The organism is Sphingomonas epibiotica (assembly GCF_039615155.1).
In the GTDB taxonomy this organism is placed as follows: Bacteria; Pseudomonadota; Alphaproteobacteria; order Sphingomonadales; family Sphingomonadaceae; genus Sphingomonas.
The window spans coordinates 66,132-82,985 of the sequence record NZ_JBDGHY010000009.1 but is presented as its reverse complement, the minus strand read 5'-3'; the positions used below and the strand labels follow the sequence as shown (position 1 = coordinate 82,985).

Below are 16,854 nucleotides of genomic sequence, written 5' to 3'. Positions count from 1 at the left end.
GTCTGGCGTCGAACGTGGCGATCTCCGGTCGCCCTCACCCTTCGGCGGCTGCGCCGCTCCCTCCCCCTCTCGCGCCCGGAGAGGGAAAAGACGCCGGTGGTGGGGCATGGGCAAGACCGGGTTTCAGGGTTAGTCTGCCGCCGACTTTCGGGGGAACTGCCATGCATGGGATGTTGTTGCTCGCCATCGTCTGTGCCGCGCCGCTTACCGCTGCCGAGCCGGCCAACCCGCTGGGCGGGCGCTGGGTCGTCGATCTGTCGACCGATCCGGCCAAGCCGTATCGCAAGACCATGGAATTGCAGCTGGCACCCGATGGATCGGTCGCCGGGAGCTTTTACGACAGTGTGATCGAAAGCGGGCGGTGGAAGACCGATCGGGGACGGACCTGCGTCAGTTTCCGGACAAGCGATGGCGTCGGGCCGTATCACAGCAGCGCTTGCCTGCGCGGCGCGGTGGTCGAGGGGCAGACCTGGGCCGAGCATCGCAAGTTTCTTTTCAATTGGAATGCGACCCGGGAGTAGGTCGGGAAACGCTACGTGACTTTTGGCGGCCTGATGCAGCGTGCTGGTTAAAGCGTAATGACAGAGGCTAATCCGTTCGTCCTGAGTAGCCATTGAGCTTGTCGAAATGGCGTATCGAAGGACTTGTGCCACAGATGCTTCGATACGGGTCTTCGACAAGCTCAGCCCCTACTCAGCACGAACGGGCCTAGCTGTTGTCGACACGATTAGGCTGACCCTTCGTGCCGAGCAGGGCCGAGCTACTCGGAACGACCGGAGGGGGTAGCCCACCAGCCGGCATAGGGCGTGTTCCCGACCTTGCGCCGGTTATAGTCGGGTGCGCCGTCGTTCCACCAGACCGGCCCCCGTTCACCCAAAGCCACCTTGGCTGCATCGACCGCCTTGCGCGCCGCTGCCACCGCCGCATCGTCGCCCGCGCGCTTCCCCGCACCCACCGCCCGACGGGCGTCCATCAGGTCGTGGACCAGCCGTTCGCGCTCCGCATCGGACAGGTCCGGCCGCGTCGCGCGCCATAGCACGCCGTCGACCACGATATAGCGGCCGTCGGGCGTGCGCGGCGGGTCGGTCATGCCGGTTCGATCAGCCGCCGGGCCTGGGCGCGGGCCTCGTCGGTGATCTCGGCGCCCGAGAGCATCCGCGCGATTTCCTCGCGGCGTTCGTCGCTCGACAGGGGTCGCACGCCGGTGCGAGTGACGGTGCCGTCATGCGCTTTGGCGATCAGCAGGTGGCGGTCGCCCCGCGCCGCGACCTGCGGGCTGTGGGTGACGACCAGCAGCTGCGTCGCGCGCGACAGGCGTGCGAGGCGATCGCCGATCGCCGAGGCGACCGCGCCGCCGACGCCGCGATCGATCTCGTCGAAGATCATCGTCGCCGCCCCGCCCTCTTCGGCCAGTGCGACCTTCAGCGCGAGGATGAAGCGCGACAATTCGCCGCCGCTCGCGATCTTGGCGAGCGGAGCGAAGGGGGCGCCGGGGTTGGTCGAGATTTCGAATTCCACCCGGTCGCGGCCCGAGGCCGACCATTGCCCTTCATCGAGATCGGCAACGACGGTGCGGAAGCGCGCGGCGTCGAGTTTCAGCGGCGCGAGTTCGCCCGCGACGGCGGCGTCGAGGCGGGTCGCCGCTTCGGTGCGCGCGGTGTGGACTCGATCGGCTTCCTTCACGAAGGCGGCACGGGTGGTCGCGACCGTCGCCTCCAGCTTGCCGATGCCGGCCTCGCCCGATTCGAGCAGTGCCAGCCGGGCGGCGAGGTCGCCGGTAAGCGTGGCGAGGTCGTCGGGCTGGACCCGGTGCTTGCGCGCCATCGCCCGCAGCGCGAACAGCCGCGCCTCGTCCTCCTCCAGCGCGCCCGCATCGAAGGCGAGCGCATCGGCGGCATCGCGTAGCGCGATTTCGGCGGCCTCAGCCTCGACCAGCGCGCGGTCGACGGCGGCGAGCGATTCGGTGAGCGCGGGATGCGCTTCGGCAATGCGTTCGAGCGCGCGCGCCGCCTGTCGCAGCGCCGACAGCGCGCCATTGGGACCGTCGAGTCGTTCCTCGACCTGGGTGAGGTCGCCGGCGACCTTTTCGGCGCGTTGCATCGAACGGCGGCGTTCGGCGAGCGCCTCCTCCTCGCCCGCTTCGGGGGCGAGCGCGGTCAACTCGCCGACGGCATGTTCGAGCCAGTCGCGGTCGCGCTGCGCCACCTCGATCTCGGCCAGCGCCACGCCCAGCGCCGCTTCGGCGTCGCGCCAGTCGCGATAGGTGCGGGTCAGTGGCGCGGTGTCGATCCGGCCGAAGCCGTCGAGCAGCGCCCGGTGGCCGCGCGGGTTGAGCAGGCCGCGATCGTCATGTTGGCCGTGAATCTCGACCAGATAGGGGGCAAGGTCGCGCAGCAATCCTGCGGACGCCGGCTGGTCGTTGACGAAGCCGCGGCTGCCGCCATCGGCCTTGACGATGCGGCGGATGATGAGCGGCTCGCCGGGTTCGAGGTCGAGACCGTTATCGTCGAACAGCCGCGCGACCGGGCCGTCGGGTGCGGGCGCGGTGAAGATCGCGGTCACCGCCGCCTGTTTGGCACCATGGCGGACCAAGGCGGTATCGCCGCGCGCGCCGAGTGCGAGGCCCAGCGCGTCGAGCAGGATCGATTTGCCCGCGCCGGTCTCCCCGGTCAGCACGCCGAGACCGGCGGCGAAATCGAGGTCGAGCGCCTCGATCAGCACCACGTCACGAATGGAAAGCGCCGTCAGCATCGCGCTCTCCTTACCCGCGGAACAGCCGGAGAACAAACCCCTTCGTGTGGCGCGGCGCGGGTTTTGGAGGGTGGAGGCCGTTCCGATCTGCCGGGGGACGAGCGCGATCCCGCCGCAATCAAACAGGATGTTCGACGAGAACTCCCGTTCCCGCGGCAACCAATCCTTTGCCGACGCCGGCTGCGCTTCCTACCGTACCCCGGCGAAGGCCGGGGCCCAGTTGGGGGAGGTCGGCAACTTACCGAAAGGCCTTCCCGACTGGACCCCGGCCTTCGCCGGGGTACCAACCGGCTGTTTTCGGAACGATACGTCCCTCGCCCGATGCCGGCCGAATACTAGCAGGACGCAGCGAAACGTCGCCTCAGTTGCCCGGATTGCCGACCGATCCGCCCGAACCGCCGGTGGTGGTGCCGTCGGTCGGGCCGGTCGGCGATCCGGTGACCGGGGGCGGCGTGGTGGCGGGCGGGGTCGGCGCGCCGGCGGGGTTGAGCGTCGCTTCGGGCGTGTCCTCGGCCGGTTCGACCGTCACCGTGCCGACCGGCGGCGGGGCGGGCTTGGCATAGGTGACCGGGATCGGCTTGGGCGGCGGCGGACTCTTGTCCTTGATGAGGTCATAGGCGCGCTGATACCAGTCGGTGCCCGGATAGTTGGCGCCGAGCACTGCCGCCGACTTCTTCGCCTCTTCGGGCACGCCCAGCGCCAGATAGGTTTCGGTCAGGCGCATCAGCGCCTCCGGCGCGTGGGTCGTCGTCTGATACTGGTCGATGACCGCGCGGAAGCGCATCGCCGCGCCCAGCCACTGGCCGCGCTGCTGATAGAAGCGGCCGATCTCCATCTCCTTGCCAGCGAGGTGATCGCGCACGAGGTCGAGCTTCAGCCGGGCATCGGCGGCATAGGCGGTGTTGGGATAGCGGCGCGAGAGTTCGCCCAGCGCGTCCATCGCCTGCATCGTGATCTTCTGGTCGCGGGTCACGTCGCTGATCTGCTCGTAATAGGAGAGCGCGATCAGATAATAGGCATAGGGCGCGTCGCGGTTGCCCGGATGGACCGACAGGAAGCGCTGCGCCCCGGCGATCGCCTTGGTATAGTCGCCGTCGAGATAATAGCTGAACGCGCCCATCAGCTGTGCACGGCGCGCCCAGATCGAATAGGGGTGCTGGCGCTCCACCTCGTCGAACAGGGCGGCGGCGACCTTGTACTGCTGGCGGTCGAGCCTGCTCTTGGCGGCGGTGTAGAGCGTGCCCACGTCGCGGGCGACATAGGGCAGGTCGCGGCCGGCCCCCGCGCCGCCACGGGCACAGGCGGAAAGGCCGACGCCGGCGAGAGCAACGAGGATGAGCGCGGATGCGCGGGTCGATACGGTACGCATGGGCGACGCTTCTACTGTGCAAGGGGTATCGCGAACAGTCCCTTTCGCGCGAGGGTAAGGGGTAGCGCTAACCATGGGTTTCGCGCATGGGAGCCGCGACCTGTTCAACGCCCAATCGGAGTGCGTTCATGCCCGTCACCAAGCTCGAAATGCACCGCGTCGAAAAACCATGGGGCCGCCACAGCCTCGGCTTCGGTTTCGAAGACCAGCCGGCGGACCGCGATCCGGTCGGCGAAATCTGGTACAAGACGCCGGGTGACGACACTCCCGACCTGCTGGTCAAGTACCTGTTCACGTCGGAAAAACTGTCGGTGCAGGTCCATCCCGACGATCGTCAGGCGCAGGCGCGCGGGCTGCCGCGCGGCAAGGACGAATGCTGGACGCTGCTGGCCGCCGAACCCGATTCGACGATCGCGCTGGGTACGCTCGAACCGATGACCGCCGAACAGCTGCGCGACGCGGCGCTCGACGGGTCGATCGAGGAAAAGCTCGACTGGAAGCCGGTCAAGCCGGGTGATTTCTTCTATGCCAAGTCGGGCACGGTCCATGCGATCGGGGCCGGCATCACGCTGATCGAGATTCAGCAGAATTCGGAAACGACGTACCGGCTGTACGATTATGGCCGTCCGCGCGAACTGCATCTGGAGGACGGCGTCGCGGTGTCGGACGCGCGACCGTTCGTGGCACCCGAAGCACCGGGCAAGATCGCCGAGGATCGCAGCATCCTGGTCGACGGGCCGAAATTCGTGCTGGAACGCTGGACCGGCGGCGAGCGCACGGTGACGGTGCCCGCAGGCGTCAAGGGCTGGTTCGTGCCGGTTACCGGATCGGGCAGCGCCGACGGCGTCGCTTGGGCGGCGGGCGATTGCCTGACCTTCGAAGGGCAAGTTACCGTTCGGTCGGGAGAAGATGCCGACCTGTTGTTCGCCTATCCGGGCGAGAAATATAGCTGACCCAAAAGTGAACGGAACGTAGTTTTCCGTTCACGCAACTTGGACCGGGGCACGCCGTTCTACTTGCCATCCTCACGGAGTGGAGAAGTAAGATGCGTACCCCGATCCTTGCCACGCTGGTCGCGGCGATTGCTCTGCCGACCATCGCCGCCGCACCGGCGATGGCGCAGACCCCCCGCCAGGAATATCGCGAAGACCTGCGCGATGCGCGCCGCGATTACCGCCGCGACGTCCGCCGGGCCGACGACCGCCGCGACCTGCGCCGCGCCGAGAACGAATATCGCCGCGACGTGCGCGACGCGCGCCGCGACTTGCGCCAGAACCAGCGCGATTGGCGCGGCTATCGCAACTATGACTACAATCGGTTCGAACCGGGCCGGAACCGCTATTATGCCGACCGCTATTATCGCGACGGCCAATATTACCGGACCCGCGCGCTGACCCGCAACGACCGCATCTATCGCGGGCAGGACAGCCGCTATTATTGCCGGCGCAGTGACGGCACGACCGGCCTCATCATCGGCGGCCTCGGCGGCGGTGTGCTCGGTAATGTGATTGCGGGCGGTGATTCGCGGCTGCTCGGCACGCTGATCGGTGGCGGTGCGGGTGCGCTGCTCGGCCGGTCGGTCGATCGCGGACAGGTGGTCTGCCGCTGATCCGTTAGCGGGTGGCCGGGGCGGTGGAGCGCCGCCCCGGCCGACGCCCGCCGATGATATAGACGGCGAGGCCGGCCCAGATCAGGCCGAAACAGGCCAGCCGGGTCGGCGTCAGCGTCTCGCCGAACACCGCGATCGCCAGCAGGAATTGCAGCGACGGGGCGATGAATTGCAACATGCCCATCGTCGCGAGGCGAAGGCGGCGCGCGGCAGCGGAAAACAGCAGTAGCGGCGCGGTGGTCACCGCACCGGCCAGCACCAGTAGGCCCGCCATGCCCGGCCCCTGTTCGAACGCCATTGGCTGTTTGCTGCCCAGCCATAGCAGATAGCCGAGCGCGACGGGGGCGAGCAGCGTGGTTTCGACCATCAACCCTTCGAGCGCACCGACCGACACCGTCTTGCGGATCAGGCCGTAGAGCGCGAAGCTGATCGCGAGGCTGAGGCTGATACCGAGCGCGATCCATGACGATCCGAAGGCGAACAGCGCCACGCCCGCCCCGGCCAGCGCCACCGCAAGTCCCTGCGTCCGGTTCATGCGCTCGCCGAGCAGGACGACGCCGAGCAGAACGTTGAGCAGCGGGTTGAGGAAATAGGCGAGGCTGGCGGCCAGCACCTGCCCGTGCAGCACCGCCCAGACATAGACCAGCCAGTTGATCGCGATGAAGCCGGCGCTGGCGACCAGATTGGCCAGCGCCTTCGGGTCAGTGAACGCCGCGCGCAGCAGCGCGCCGCGCCGGGCCGCGATGACGATGCCCGCGACCAGCAGCGCCGACCACAGCACGCGCTGCGCGACGATCTCGCCCGCGTCGATCGGCCCCAACAGCCGGAAATACAGGGGCAGCAAGCCCCACAGGACATAGGCGCCGACGCCGAACGCCAGCCCCTGCCGGTCCACCCCCTCGCTCATGTCGTCAGATCAGGCCGCCGGTCAGGAAGAGGCGCAGGCCGCTGACGATCAGGATGATGAGGTTCAGGTTGCGGCCCGACGTCTTCGACGACAACAGCCCGACGACGAAGCCGACCAGCGCGATCGGGAACACGATCCAGTTCATCAGCGAGATGAACGGGATCAATGCCGGGATGGCCAGCACCAGTGCGACAAGGCCGATCAGGATCGAGAATATGTTCAGCATGGGACAGGACATGGCCCCCCGTCCGCCGTCGAGCAATGGCAGCAATGGTTTTTTACGGTACGATGGAATCTTAAGGCGCGCGCCCTAACGGTTGCCGCCGACCGACCACCGGAGCCGCAAGTCGATGATTCGTGCCCTGCCCCTCGCGATCCTGTTGCTGTTGGGCGGATGCGGCGGCGCGACTGCGCCCGACAACGGCCTCGACACACTCGACGCACAACTTGCCCAGGCGAATGCGACCGATCCAGCGGTGACCGCGGCGTTGCAGGACCAGATCATGGTCGATCCGACGCTGACGTCACAGGCCAATGGCGACGCGGTCCGCCCGCCCGACCGTCCGTACAGCGCCGCCGCCCCCGCCCCGACCGTCGCGGCGGGCAGCGCGGCGACGGAGGAAACGCTGCAATCGGCCCCCGCGCCGGGCGCCTGTCCGTCGTGCAAGGGCGGACGCGAGGCGCTGACGCTGGGCGAACTGGCCAGCGTGCAGCGCAGCGGCAACCGGCAATGCGCGAGCAAGGTCGGCTATTCGGCGGGCTGGGCCAACCGGTTGCCCGCCGCCTTCGCGCTGCATCCCGATGCGCGGGTGACCGAAGCGGCGTGGACCGATGCCGATGGTTGCCGGTTGCGGGTGGTCAGCTTCGTGATCGCGCAGCCGGTCAGGCGCATGGTCGACTGGTATTATACCCGCGCGACCAAGGGCGGCTATTCAACCGAGCATCAGGCCGATGGCGACCAGCATGTGCTGGGCGGGACGCGCGGCAATGCGGCCTACGCGGTGTTCCTGTCGCCTGAGGGACAGGGCACATCGGTCGATCTGATCGTCGACGGCGGCTGATCTTTACACGCGTCGGCCGGCTTCCCATGTCGTTACGGAGGGGGAATATATGCTGATCGTCGGTGCCGTTCTGATTGCCTGTATCGCCATCTTGCGGTGGTGGCCGGAGCTACCCCTGGCGCGCGCGTTGGCGGCGGTGCTGGTCGTGCCGGCGGCGCGAAAGCTCGCCGCGCTGACGCCGGGGCATTGGCTGTTGTTTCTGATCGTGTCAGCGGCGACCGGCACGGTGCTGTGGATGGGTGGCGACATGCTTGTCGTGTCGGCATTGGGTGCGCCCGAGTTGGCCGGCGTTTTGGCGGTGATCGATGTCGCGGCGTATCTCGATGCGATGCTGGCGGCCTTCGCGGTGGCGGGCGCGGTGCGCGGGACGGCGGTGCGGCTGTGGGTCGCGCGGTGGCTGCCGAGAGGGCGTAGCCGGCGGACGCGGCGGGTGCGCGCGGCGCGGAAGGCGGCGAACGATGATGGGCCGGCGGGGGTCTGGCTGGCGGCGTGATGGCCGCACGCATTCCCACTCGTCATTTGAACAGGCGGGAGGCTCGCAACGGTCCCAAGCATCCCGTAGTCCTACCGTACCCCGGCGGAGGCCGGGGTCCAGTTGGGCAGGCTTTCCCGCATGCCATCGGCGTCCCCCAACTGGGCCCCGGCCTTCGCCGGGGTACGTCGACGGTATATCGGTTCAGGGAACGGGCGTACCCACCGGCACCGGCACCGGCCCGTCCGGTCCCGCCTCCAGCAGCGAGTCGCCGCCCAGCGTCCGGTACAAAGTCACCCGGTTCGTCGCCGCTACCAGCTGCGTCGCGACCAGCCGGCGTTGCGCGGTGTAATAGGAACGCTGCGCATCGAGGCTGGACAGGAAGGTGTCGATGCCGCCGCGATAGCGCGCCTCGGTCAAGCGGAACGTGTCCTGTGCCGCATCGAGGTTGGCGCGGTCGGCGCGGGTCTGTTCGGTGATCGTCCCCTGCCGGGCGAGCGCGTCCGACACTTCGCGGAACGCCGACTGGATGGTGCGTTCATAGGTCGCGAGCAGTGCGTCGCGCTGTGCCTGGCTGAATTCCACCCCGGCCCGGCCCGCCCCGGCGCGGAAGATCGGGTAGCTGAGCGAGGGGGCGACCGAATAGTTGAACGCACCGCCGGTGAAGAGCGTACGCAGCGCATCGCTGGCGAAGCCGACCAGCCCGGTCAGCGACAGGCGCGGGAACAGCGCCGCGCGCGCCGCACCGATATCGGCATTGGCGGCGAGCAGTTCATATTCGGCCTGCACCACATCGGGCCGCCGCAGCAAGATGCTCGAATCGACACCCGCCGGCAGGTTGGCGATGGTCGGCAGCACGCGGTCGATCGATGCGGGCAGCAACGCCGGATCGATCGGCGCTCCGACCAGCAATTGCAGCGCGTTGATATCCTGTGCCAATTGCGTGCGCTGTTCGGCGAGGTCGCTTTCGGCGGTCGCGAGGATCTGTTCGGCCTGACGCAGATCGGTGCGCGGGGCGACGCCGCCCTGTAGCCGCGCGCGGGTCAGGGTGACGCTGCGCCGGGCGCTCGCCGCCGTCGCTTCGGATATCGCCATCAGGCTGCGGTCGGCGCCGTACGCCGCCCATGCCTCGGCAATGTCGCCGACCAGCGTCAGGCGGGTCGCGCGCGCGCCGGCTTCGGTCGCGAAATAGCGATTCTGTTCGGCCTCGGTCAGCGAGCGGATGCGGCCGAACAGGTCGATTTCGAACGCGGTCGCGCCGAGATCGAGCGAGAAGCTGCTCGGCGACCGGCTGCTGGTGACGATCGTCCCGCCGGTGCCGGTGCCGGTGCCGCCATTGCCGGTCCCCGTTCCGGTGCCGCCGGTTCCCGTTCCGGTGCCGGGAATGGTCGTCGTGGTCGCGCCGTTGCCGGTGCCGCGATAGCTGTAACGGCCCGATGCATCGACCTGCGGCAAAAGGTCGGCACGCTGGATGCGATATTGTGCGCGCGCCGCGCGGATATTGGCGGCGGCGATGCGCAGGTCACGGTTATTGACCAGCGCCTGCCCGACCAGCGTGCGCAGCCGCGGATCGGTGAACACCTGTTCGAAGGTCAGCGCGGGCAGCGTCGCCTCGCTCTGCCGCAGATAGGCGTCGCCGACCGGCCAGGACAGCGGCACCACCGCCTGCGGCCGTTCATAGGCCGGGGTCATCGAACAGCCGGCCAGCAGCAGCGCCGGCAGCGCGAGGGTCAACCGCTTCATGCCGACGCCTCCGCCTGCTTGTCCGTCGCCTTACGGCCGCGCAGCTTGGCAAGGCCGTCGCGCACGCCGCGCCGGACCAGCACGAAGAATAGCGGGATGTAGAAGATCGCCAGCACCGTCGCGGTGAACATGCCGCCGATCACCGCCGTGCCGATGGCGATGCGGCTGTTGGCACCCGCCCCGGTCGAGATGGCGAGCGGCAACACGCCGAAGATGAAGGCAAGCGACGTCATCAGAATCGGGCGCAGCCGGATGCGCGCCGCCTCCAGCGCGGCATCGATGACGCGCGCGCCCTTCTTCTCGGCCTGTTCGGCGAATTCGATCATCAGGATCGCGTTCTTGGCGGCCAGGCCCATCGTCGTCAGCAACCCGATCTGGAGATAGACGTCATTTTCCAGGCCACGCAGCGTGACGAATGCGATCGCGCCGATCAGGCCGAGCGGAATGACCAGCAGCACCGCGATCGGGATCGACCAGCTTTCATAGAGCGCGGCAAGGCAGAGGAACACGACGAGGATCGACAGGCCGTAGAGCAAGGGCGCCTGTCCCGACGACAGCCGTTCCTGAAACGACAGCCCGGCCCATGCGACGCTGGTGCCCGGAATCTGTCCGGCGAGTTCGGCGATGCGGTCCATCGCCTCGCCCGAGCTGACGCCGCGCGCCGCCTGTCCCTGAAATTCGAACGAGGGCAGGCCCTGGAACCGCGACAGGGTGGTCGGCGCGACGGTCCAGCCGGTGCGCGAGAAGGAGGAGAAGGGCACCATCTGTCCGTTCGACCCGCGCACGAACCATTGCGACAGGTCGCCGGGTTCGCTGCGATAGGGCGCGTCGCCCTGTACGAACACGCGCTTCACCCGACCGCGATCGATGAAGTCGTTGACATAGCGCCCGCCCCATGCGGTCGACAGCGTGTTGTTGACGTCGCCCTGGCTCAGTCCCAGCGTCGACAGACGTTGTTGGTCGATATCGACGTTCAGCGTCGCGATGTCGGGCAGTTCGGACAGGCGCACGCCGGTCAGCATCGGATCGGCGTTGGCGGCGGCGAGCAGCTTGTCGCGCGCCTCGGCGAACTGCGCCGCGCTCATACCGCTGGCATTCTGCAACTCCATGGTGAAACCGTTCGACTGCCCCAGCCCGCGGATGGCGGCGGGCAGCAGCGCGAAGACCTGTGCATCGCGGAAGTTGCGGAAGGCGGACGAGGCACGGTCGACGATCGCGTCGGCGCCATTTTCCTTGCCCTTGCGATCGGCCCAGTCGGTGAAGTTGATGAAGCCTTGCCCGGTATTCTGACCCGAGGTGCCACCGCCCCCGCCGGCGACGGTCAGGATCGTGCGGATATTGTTCTTCTCATGAGTCAGCAGATATTGTTCGACCGAGCGCTGCACCTCCTCGGTACGGCCGCGCGTCGAGCCGGCGGGCAACTGGAAGCGGATCTGCGCCGCGCCCTGATCCTCGGTCGGCAGGAAGCTGGTCGGCAGGCGGACGAACAGCAGCACGAGGATCGCGAGCACCGCCGCATAGAGCAGCAGGTACAGCCATTTGCGGTCGATGACATGGACGACGCCGCGTTCGTACTTCTCGACCCCGCGATCGAACCGGGTGTTGAAGCCGTTGCGCAGCCGTTCGCCGACATGGGCGACGCGCGGGAATTTGCGCTCCAGCCAGCCGCCCTCCAGACTGCCGTCCTCGCCGCGCTTCTTCTGCTTGAGCAGCGTCGCGGTGAGCGCGGGCGACAGGATCAGCGCGACCAGCACCGACAGGATCATCGCCGCGACGATCGTCACCGAAAACTGGCGGTAGATGACGCCGGTCGACCCGCCAAAAAACGCCATGGGCAGGAACACCGCCGACAGGACGATACCGATCGCGATCAGCGCGACCTGGATCTCCTCCATCGACTGGATGGTGGCTTCGCGCGGGGTGAGGTCGGGATTCTCCTCCATCAACCGCTCGACATTCTCGACGACGACGATCGCGTCGTCGACCAGCAGGCCGATGGCGAGGACGAGGCCGAACAGGGTCAGCGTGTTGATCGAGAAGCCGGCGAGATAGAAGACGCCGAAGGTCCCAAGCAGCACGACCGGCACCGCGATCGTCGGGATCAGCGTCGCGCGCCAGCTTTGCAGGAACACGAACATGACGATGACGACGAGGATGACCGCCTCGACCAGCGTCTTGACCACTTCCTCGATCGACAGCTCGATGAAGGCGGTGGTGTCGTTGGCATAGGCATAGGTCAGGCCGGCAGGAAAGTTGGCCGATTGCCGCTCGACCTCGGCCTTGACCAGCTCGGCGGTTTCCAACGCGTCGGCACCCGGGGCGAGGCTGATTGCGAGGCCGGCGCCGGGATGGGCGTTGACCCGGCTCAGCGCCGCATAGTTTTCCTGGCCCAGTTCGATCCGCCCGACGTCGGACAGGCGGACGGTCGATCCGTCGGGCAGCGTCTTCAGGATGATCGCGCGGAACTGCGCCGGGGTCTGCAGCCGCGACTGGGCGGTGACGGTCGCGTTCAATTGCTGTTCGGGGCCGGAGGGCTGGCCGCCGAGTTCGCCCGCGGCGACTTCGGTATTCTGGTTCTGGATCGCGGTGATGACGTCGCCGGGCATCAGCGAGAAGGACGCGAGCTTCGCCGGATCGAGCCAGATGCGCATCGCATATTGCGACCCGAACACGTTGGTTTCGCCGACGCCGTTGATCCGCGCCAGCGGCTCGACGAGGTTCGCCTCCATATAGTCCGACACGTCGCCATTGGTGCGCTGGTCGGTTTCGTCATAGATGCCGACGATCATCAGGAAGTCGGGGTTCGACTTGGTGACGCGAATGCCCTGTTGCTGGACCTGTTGCGGCAAGCGCGACAGGGCTTGCTGCACCTGATTCTGAACCTGCACCTGCGCGATGTCGGGGTCGACGCCCTTGTCGAACGTCGCGCTGATCGTCACCTGTCCGCGCGACGAACTTTGCGAGCTGAAATAGAGCAGGCCGTCGATGCCGGTCAGCTGCTGTTCGATGATCTGCGTCACCGAATTCTGGATCGTCTCGGCATTGGCGCCCGGATAGGTCGCGCGAATATTGACCTGTGGCGGGGCGACGTCGGGATATTGCGCGATCGGCAGCGACAGGATCGCGCCCAGCCCGGCCAGCATGGTGATGATCGCGATCACCCATGCGAAGATCGGGCGGTCGATGAAGATGCGGGACATGGCTTATCCGCCCTTGGCAGGCGCGGACGCGGTGTCGCCGGCGGGTTTGGGGGCGATCCGTTGTGGCACGTTCGCCGGCACCGGCTTGATCTTCGCGTTCGGGCGCAGGTTCGCGGTCCCCTGCGTAATAACCTTGTCGCCGGGGTTGAGGCCGCCGGTCACGACCCAGAACTGGCCCTGCGTCCGGTCGGCCTGCACCGTCTTCTGCACGGCGGTATCGTTCGGGCCGACGACGAAGACGGTCGCTTGGCCCCTAGGATCGCGCTTCACCGCCTGTTGCGGCACGAGGATCGCGCGCTGGTCGATCGCCTGCGCGAACTTGGCGCGGACGAACATGCCGGGCAGCAATATTCCCTGCGGATTGGGGAAGCGCGCGCGCAGCGTCACCGTGCCGGTCTGGGCATTGACCATCACCTCGGCGAACTGGACGGTGCCGGTCTGGCCGAAATCGCTGCCGTCCTCGAGGGTCAGGCGCACCGCCGCCGATGCGGGCACCGCCCCGCCGCTTGCCAGCTGCCGACGCAGCGCCAGCAGGTCGGCGGCCGATTGCTGGATATCGACGAAGATCGGGTCGAGCCGCTGGATCACCGCCAGCGGATCGGTCTGGTTGGTGGTGACCAGCGCGCCTTCGGTGAAATAGCTGCGCCCGATCCGCCCGGTGATCGGCGCGGGAACGTTGGTGAAGGACAGGTTGACGCGGGCGGTTTCGAGCTGGGCGCGGCTCTGTTCGACGGCGGCCGCGGCCTGACGCGCCTGTGCGGCGGCGTCGGTATAGTCCTGGCGGCTCACCGCCTCGATCTCGGCCAGCGGGCGGAAGCGTTCCGCGCGCACCCGCGTCGCCTCGGCATTGGCCTGTGCGCTGTTCAGGTTCGCGACCGCTTCGTTGGCCTGTGCGCGATAAAGGCGCGGGTCGATCTGGTAGAGGGTTTGTCCGGCACGGACCAACGCCCCTTCGGTAAAGAAGCGGCGGCGGATGATACCGGCGACTTGCGGGCGGACTTCGGATTGCTGGAAGGCGACGACCCGCGCGGCAAGGTCGGCGGTCTGGGCGACGCTGGTCGGCTGGACCACGACGAAGCCGACCTGGGCCGGGCCCTGATTGCCCTTGCCGTTCTTACCCTTCTCCTCCGCCGCACCGCCCCCGCAACTCGACAGGAGCAGGGCGGAGGACAGTAGCAACAGGCACGGGCGAGCACGCGACGACGCGGATCGGATCAAGGCGGCAACCTTTACGACGGGATACGGCGCGGATGCGCCGGCCGCATAACCGGCCGGACACCCGAAAGTTTCGTGAACCGTTTTCATACGCCCGACGTCAAGCGACGCAATGCGCGAGTTGTCGCAATTTGTCGCGGGGCGTGCCTCCGCTCTTTCGTCGGGCAGGGGTGCTCAGGCAGGATACCACCGATGCGCATCCATCGACGCGCGCTTCATCTCGATCGAATAGCCCGGCCGGGTCGGCGCGCGATACGCGCCCTTCTCGACGATGCACGGGTCGACGAAATGTTCGTGCAGATGGTCGACGAACTCGGCGGCGCGGTCGTGCTTCACGCCCGAAAAGCACAGATAGTCGATCATCGACAGATGCTGGACATATTCGCACAGCCCCACGCCCCCGGCATGCGGCCACACGGCAAGGTTGAAGCGGGCGGCCATCAGCAGCACCGCCAGCACTTCGTTCACCCCGCCCAGCCGGCACGCGTCGATCTGCACCACGTCGAGTGCGTGGCGCATGATGAACTGTTTGAAGACGATGCGGTTCTGGCACATCTCGCCGGTCGCGACCTGCACCGGCCGCACCCCTTCGCGGATCGCGCGATGTCCCTCGACATCGTCGGGCGAGGTAGGCTCCTCGATGAAGCGGGGCTTGGCGAAGGCGAGCGCGTTGACGCGGGCGATGGCGTCGGACACTTCCCACACCTGATTGGCGTCGATCATCAGGTCGATGTCCGGCCCGATCGTCTCGCGCGCCAATGCCACGCGGCGCCGGTCGTTCTCGGGATCGCCGCCGACCTTCAGCTTGATGTGGGTGAAGCCGTCGGCCACCGCCTCGCGGCACAGGCGAACCAGCTTCTCATCCGAATAGCCGAGCCAGCCCGGCGACGTCGTATAGGCCGGATAGCCCTCCGCCAGCAGCGTGGCGCGCCGCTCCGCCTTGCCGATCGCACGTTCCTCGAGCAGCGCGACCGCCTCTTCCGGGGTGATGCAGTCGGTCATGTAGCGGAAGTCGATCAGCCCGACGATCTCGCTGGCCGACATCGATCCGATATAGTCCCATAGCGGCAGGCCCGCCGCCTTGGCGAGCAGATCCCATACCGCGTTGACGACCGCGCCGGTGGCAAGGTGGATGATCCCCTTTTCCGGGCCGACCCATCGCAATTGGCTGTCACCGGTCATCCGCCGCCAGAAGCCCGCGCCGTCGCTGCGGATCGCGTCGAGCGACAGTCCCTCGACCAGCGGCGCCAGCGTCGCGATCGCCGCGCAGCACAGGTCGTTGCCGCGCCCGATAGTGAAGGTCAGGCCGTGCCCCTCCAGCCCCGGCGTATCGGTTTCGAGGATGCAATAGGCCGCCGAATAGTCCGGCTCCGGGTTCATCGCGTCCGACCCGTCGAGGAAGGTCGAGGTCGGAAACCGGATGTCGTGGACCGATAGCCGGGTGATGATCGTCATGCGCAGCCCCCATGGGGCATCGGTGGTGATGATCGATCCGCCCCGTCCCGGTCACCTCCTATCGGGTGCCGATGATGTTTTCATATGTGAACAGATTTTCGCTTGCAACCGGAAAGCGGGTGTTCGCAGCGGACCGAACGCAACACCGGCGCCATCCCCCCGACGAAGGGGATGTGGATTGACGATGGTTGCCGAATGTCGATCGACCCTAGCGCCCTCAGGGATGGTGGTCGTCGTCCACCAGTTGCGCCGAGATCCGCGCCGCCGCCGCCTGCACCGCCATGGCCGCCGCATCGATCGCATCAGGTTCGCCGAGCTTGGCCAGATAGGGCATGGTCAATGCCGCCGCCGCCGCGCCACCGCGCAGGATCGGTGCCGACAGGTCGGTCACGCCGCTGACGAAGCGGCTGGGGGTGCGTTCGACCGCGCGCTGGCGAACGTCGTCGGCATGGGCGCGAAAGGCGGCCAGCGTGTCGGCATCGGGCTGCGGGTCGAGCAGCTTTTCCCAGCGAGCGCGGACGTCGTCGGGCTGAAAGGCGTAGAGCACCGCGCCCGACGCCACCTGCAACAGTGGCCGCCGATAGCCGACCCGCACCGAGAAGCCGAGTTGCTCGGCCGATTCCATCCGCGCGACGACCGCCATATCGCCCATGGTATGCACCGCGACGTGACACGACTGCCCGGTCTCTTGCGCCAGCCGCCGCATTTCGGGCAGCGCGACCTCGATCAGATAGCGGGTGCGCGGCTGGTTCATGCCGAGCGAGAACAGCCGATCGCTCAGGCTATAGCCTTCGCCCCCCGCTTCGGTGGTCAGGTAGCCGCGATATTCGAGCACCTGCACCATCCGGAACAATTCGCCATGCGACCGCCCCAGCCGCTGCACGATCTGCGTCAACGTCAGCGGCGTCGCGCAGCCCGCGAGCAGTTCGAGGATATCCAGCCCCTTTTCGAGCGCAGGCGCGCGATAGCGGCGATCGTCGTCGGTATCGGCGGCGGGGTCGGCGGGGTCGGTGGTCATGGCGACGACCTTCGTCGCAAATGCGATGCCGTGCAAGCCGATGCCGGGGCGGCG

The 16,854-nt window shown here is 67.6% G+C and carries 15 protein-coding genes; 5 read left to right on the top strand and 10 right to left on the bottom strand.

All coding sequences use genetic code 11. The features are described 5' to 3' along the window. Positions 1–161: 161 nt before the first annotated feature. Positions 162–521 carry a hypothetical protein gene (locus AAIO73_RS17250; RefSeq protein ID WP_345879671.1) on the top strand — a complete coding sequence of 120 codons (360 nt, stop codon included), beginning with the start codon at positions 162–164 and terminating at the stop codon, positions 519–521. Between the two features lie 239 nt (positions 522–760). Here the strand turns inward: AAIO73_RS17250 and AAIO73_RS17245 are convergent, their stop codons facing one another. The 3 genes from AAIO73_RS17245 to bamD form a co-directional block, all read right to left on the bottom strand. Further along, positions 761–1,090, bottom strand: coding sequence for a hypothetical protein (locus AAIO73_RS17245; RefSeq protein WP_345879669.1), 330 nt, complete (start codon positions 1,088–1,090; stop codon positions 761–763). Then, positions 1,087–2,751: a DNA repair protein RecN gene (recN, locus tag AAIO73_RS17240; protein WP_345879667.1), complete on the bottom strand. Its 1,665-nt coding sequence runs from the start codon at positions 2,749–2,751 to the stop codon at positions 1,087–1,089. The genes AAIO73_RS17245 and recN overlap by 4 nt, the downstream gene beginning before the upstream one ends. Before the next feature lie 361 nt (positions 2,752–3,112). Then, positions 3,113–4,120, bottom strand: a complete 1,008-nt coding sequence (bamD, locus tag AAIO73_RS17235; RefSeq protein ID WP_345879665.1) for an outer membrane protein assembly factor BamD — start codon at positions 4,118–4,120, stop codon at positions 3,113–3,115. Positions 4,121–4,248: 128 nt separating this feature from the next. Here bamD and AAIO73_RS17230 point away from each other — a divergent pair, with 128 nt between their 5' ends. Both AAIO73_RS17230 and AAIO73_RS17225 read left to right on the top strand, forming a co-directional pair. Continuing rightward, positions 4,249–5,073: a class I mannose-6-phosphate isomerase gene (locus tag AAIO73_RS17230; RefSeq protein WP_345879664.1), complete on the top strand. Its 825-nt coding sequence runs from the start codon at positions 4,249–4,251 to the stop codon at positions 5,071–5,073. Between the two features lie 92 nt (positions 5,074–5,165). Further along, a complete protein-coding gene (locus AAIO73_RS17225) occupies positions 5,166–5,729 on the top strand; it encodes a glycine zipper 2TM domain-containing protein (RefSeq protein WP_345879662.1) in 564 nt (187 codons plus the stop codon). 4 nt (positions 5,730–5,733) lie between these two features. On the opposite strand, the gene rarD is transcribed toward AAIO73_RS17225, so the two are convergent. Together rarD and AAIO73_RS17215 are read right to left on the bottom strand one after the other, a co-directional pair. Beyond that, complete coding sequence (gene rarD / locus AAIO73_RS17220) at positions 5,734–6,636, bottom strand: EamA family transporter RarD (protein WP_345879660.1); 903 nt, start codon at positions 6,634–6,636, stop codon at positions 5,734–5,736. 4 nt (positions 6,637–6,640) lie between these two features. Beyond that, on the bottom strand, positions 6,641–6,862 hold the full coding sequence (locus AAIO73_RS17215) for a hypothetical protein (RefSeq protein WP_345879657.1): 222 nt from the start codon (positions 6,860–6,862) through the stop codon (positions 6,641–6,643). Between the two features lie 124 nt (positions 6,863–6,986). Between AAIO73_RS17215 and AAIO73_RS17210 the strand changes: the two genes are divergently transcribed. Together AAIO73_RS17210 and AAIO73_RS17205 are read left to right on the top strand one after the other, a co-directional pair. Then, positions 6,987–7,697 (top strand): hypothetical protein, encoded by a 711-nt coding sequence (locus AAIO73_RS17210; protein WP_345879655.1) that lies wholly within the window; start codon positions 6,987–6,989, stop codon positions 7,695–7,697. 49 nt (positions 7,698–7,746) lie between these two features. Next, the gene (locus tag AAIO73_RS17205) at positions 7,747–8,190 is read left to right on the top strand and encodes a hypothetical protein (RefSeq protein WP_345879653.1); all 444 of its coding nucleotides are present in this window, start codon (positions 7,747–7,749) and stop codon (positions 8,188–8,190) included. A 183-nt stretch (positions 8,191–8,373) separates the two neighbouring features. On the opposite strand, the gene AAIO73_RS17200 is transcribed toward AAIO73_RS17205, so the two are convergent. The 5 genes from AAIO73_RS17200 to AAIO73_RS17180 form a co-directional block, all read right to left on the bottom strand. Next, positions 8,374–9,912 carry an efflux transporter outer membrane subunit gene (locus AAIO73_RS17200; RefSeq protein WP_345879650.1) on the bottom strand — a complete coding sequence of 513 codons (1,539 nt, stop codon included), beginning with the start codon at positions 9,910–9,912 and terminating at the stop codon, positions 8,374–8,376. Beyond that, positions 9,909–13,112: an efflux RND transporter permease subunit gene (locus AAIO73_RS17195; protein ID WP_345879649.1), complete on the bottom strand. Its 3,204-nt coding sequence runs from the start codon at positions 13,110–13,112 to the stop codon at positions 9,909–9,911. The genes AAIO73_RS17200 and AAIO73_RS17195 overlap by 4 nt, the downstream gene beginning before the upstream one ends. A gap of 3 nt (positions 13,113–13,115) precedes the next feature. Continuing rightward, positions 13,116–14,327, bottom strand: a complete 1,212-nt coding sequence (locus AAIO73_RS17190; RefSeq protein WP_345879715.1) for an efflux RND transporter periplasmic adaptor subunit — start codon at positions 14,325–14,327, stop codon at positions 13,116–13,118. Between the two features lie 174 nt (positions 14,328–14,501). Then, positions 14,502–15,782, bottom strand: coding sequence for an L-fuconate dehydratase (locus tag AAIO73_RS17185; RefSeq protein ID WP_345879647.1), 1,281 nt, complete (start codon positions 15,780–15,782; stop codon positions 14,502–14,504). Between the two features lie 217 nt (positions 15,783–15,999). Beyond that, entirely contained in the window at positions 16,000–16,800 is an 801-nt protein-coding gene (locus tag AAIO73_RS17180; RefSeq protein WP_345879645.1) for an IclR family transcriptional regulator, read from the bottom strand. Positions 16,801–16,854 lie beyond the last annotated feature (54 nt).

Bases quoted from the DNA above. Each gene is read 5' to 3' on its own strand.
- AAIO73_RS17195 (WP_345879649.1), bottom strand. From the start codon at position 13,112: ATGTCCCGCATCTTCATCGACCGCCCGATCTTCGCATGGGTGATCGCG.
- AAIO73_RS17215 (WP_345879657.1), bottom strand. From the start codon at position 6,862: ATGCTGAACATATTCTCGATCCTGATCGGCCTTGTCGCACTGGTGCTG.
- AAIO73_RS17180 (WP_345879645.1), bottom strand. From the start codon at position 16,800: ATGACCACCGACCCCGCCGACCCCGCCGCCGATACCGACGACGATCGC.
- AAIO73_RS17185 (WP_345879647.1), bottom strand. From the start codon at position 15,782: ATGACGATCATCACCCGGCTATCGGTCCACGACATCCGGTTTCCGACC.
- AAIO73_RS17225 (WP_345879662.1), top strand. From the start codon at position 5,166: ATGCGTACCCCGATCCTTGCCACGCTGGTCGCGGCGATTGCTCTGCCG.
- bamD (WP_345879665.1), bottom strand. From the start codon at position 4,120: ATGCGTACCGTATCGACCCGCGCATCCGCGCTCATCCTCGTTGCTCTC.
- AAIO73_RS17200 (WP_345879650.1), bottom strand. From the start codon at position 9,912: ATGAAGCGGTTGACCCTCGCGCTGCCGGCGCTGCTGCTGGCCGGCTGT.
- AAIO73_RS17205 (WP_345879653.1), top strand. From the start codon at position 7,747: ATGCTGATCGTCGGTGCCGTTCTGATTGCCTGTATCGCCATCTTGCGG.
- AAIO73_RS17245 (WP_345879669.1), bottom strand. From the start codon at position 1,090: ATGACCGACCCGCCGCGCACGCCCGACGGCCGCTATATCGTGGTCGAC.
- AAIO73_RS17230 (WP_345879664.1), top strand. From the start codon at position 4,249: ATGCCCGTCACCAAGCTCGAAATGCACCGCGTCGAAAAACCATGGGGC.
- AAIO73_RS17210 (WP_345879655.1), top strand. From the start codon at position 6,987: ATGATTCGTGCCCTGCCCCTCGCGATCCTGTTGCTGTTGGGCGGATGC.
- rarD (WP_345879660.1), bottom strand. From the start codon at position 6,636: ATGAGCGAGGGGGTGGACCGGCAGGGGCTGGCGTTCGGCGTCGGCGCC.
- recN (WP_345879667.1), bottom strand. From the start codon at position 2,751: ATGCTGACGGCGCTTTCCATTCGTGACGTGGTGCTGATCGAGGCGCTC.
- AAIO73_RS17250 (WP_345879671.1), top strand. From the start codon at position 162: ATGCATGGGATGTTGTTGCTCGCCATCGTCTGTGCCGCGCCGCTTACC.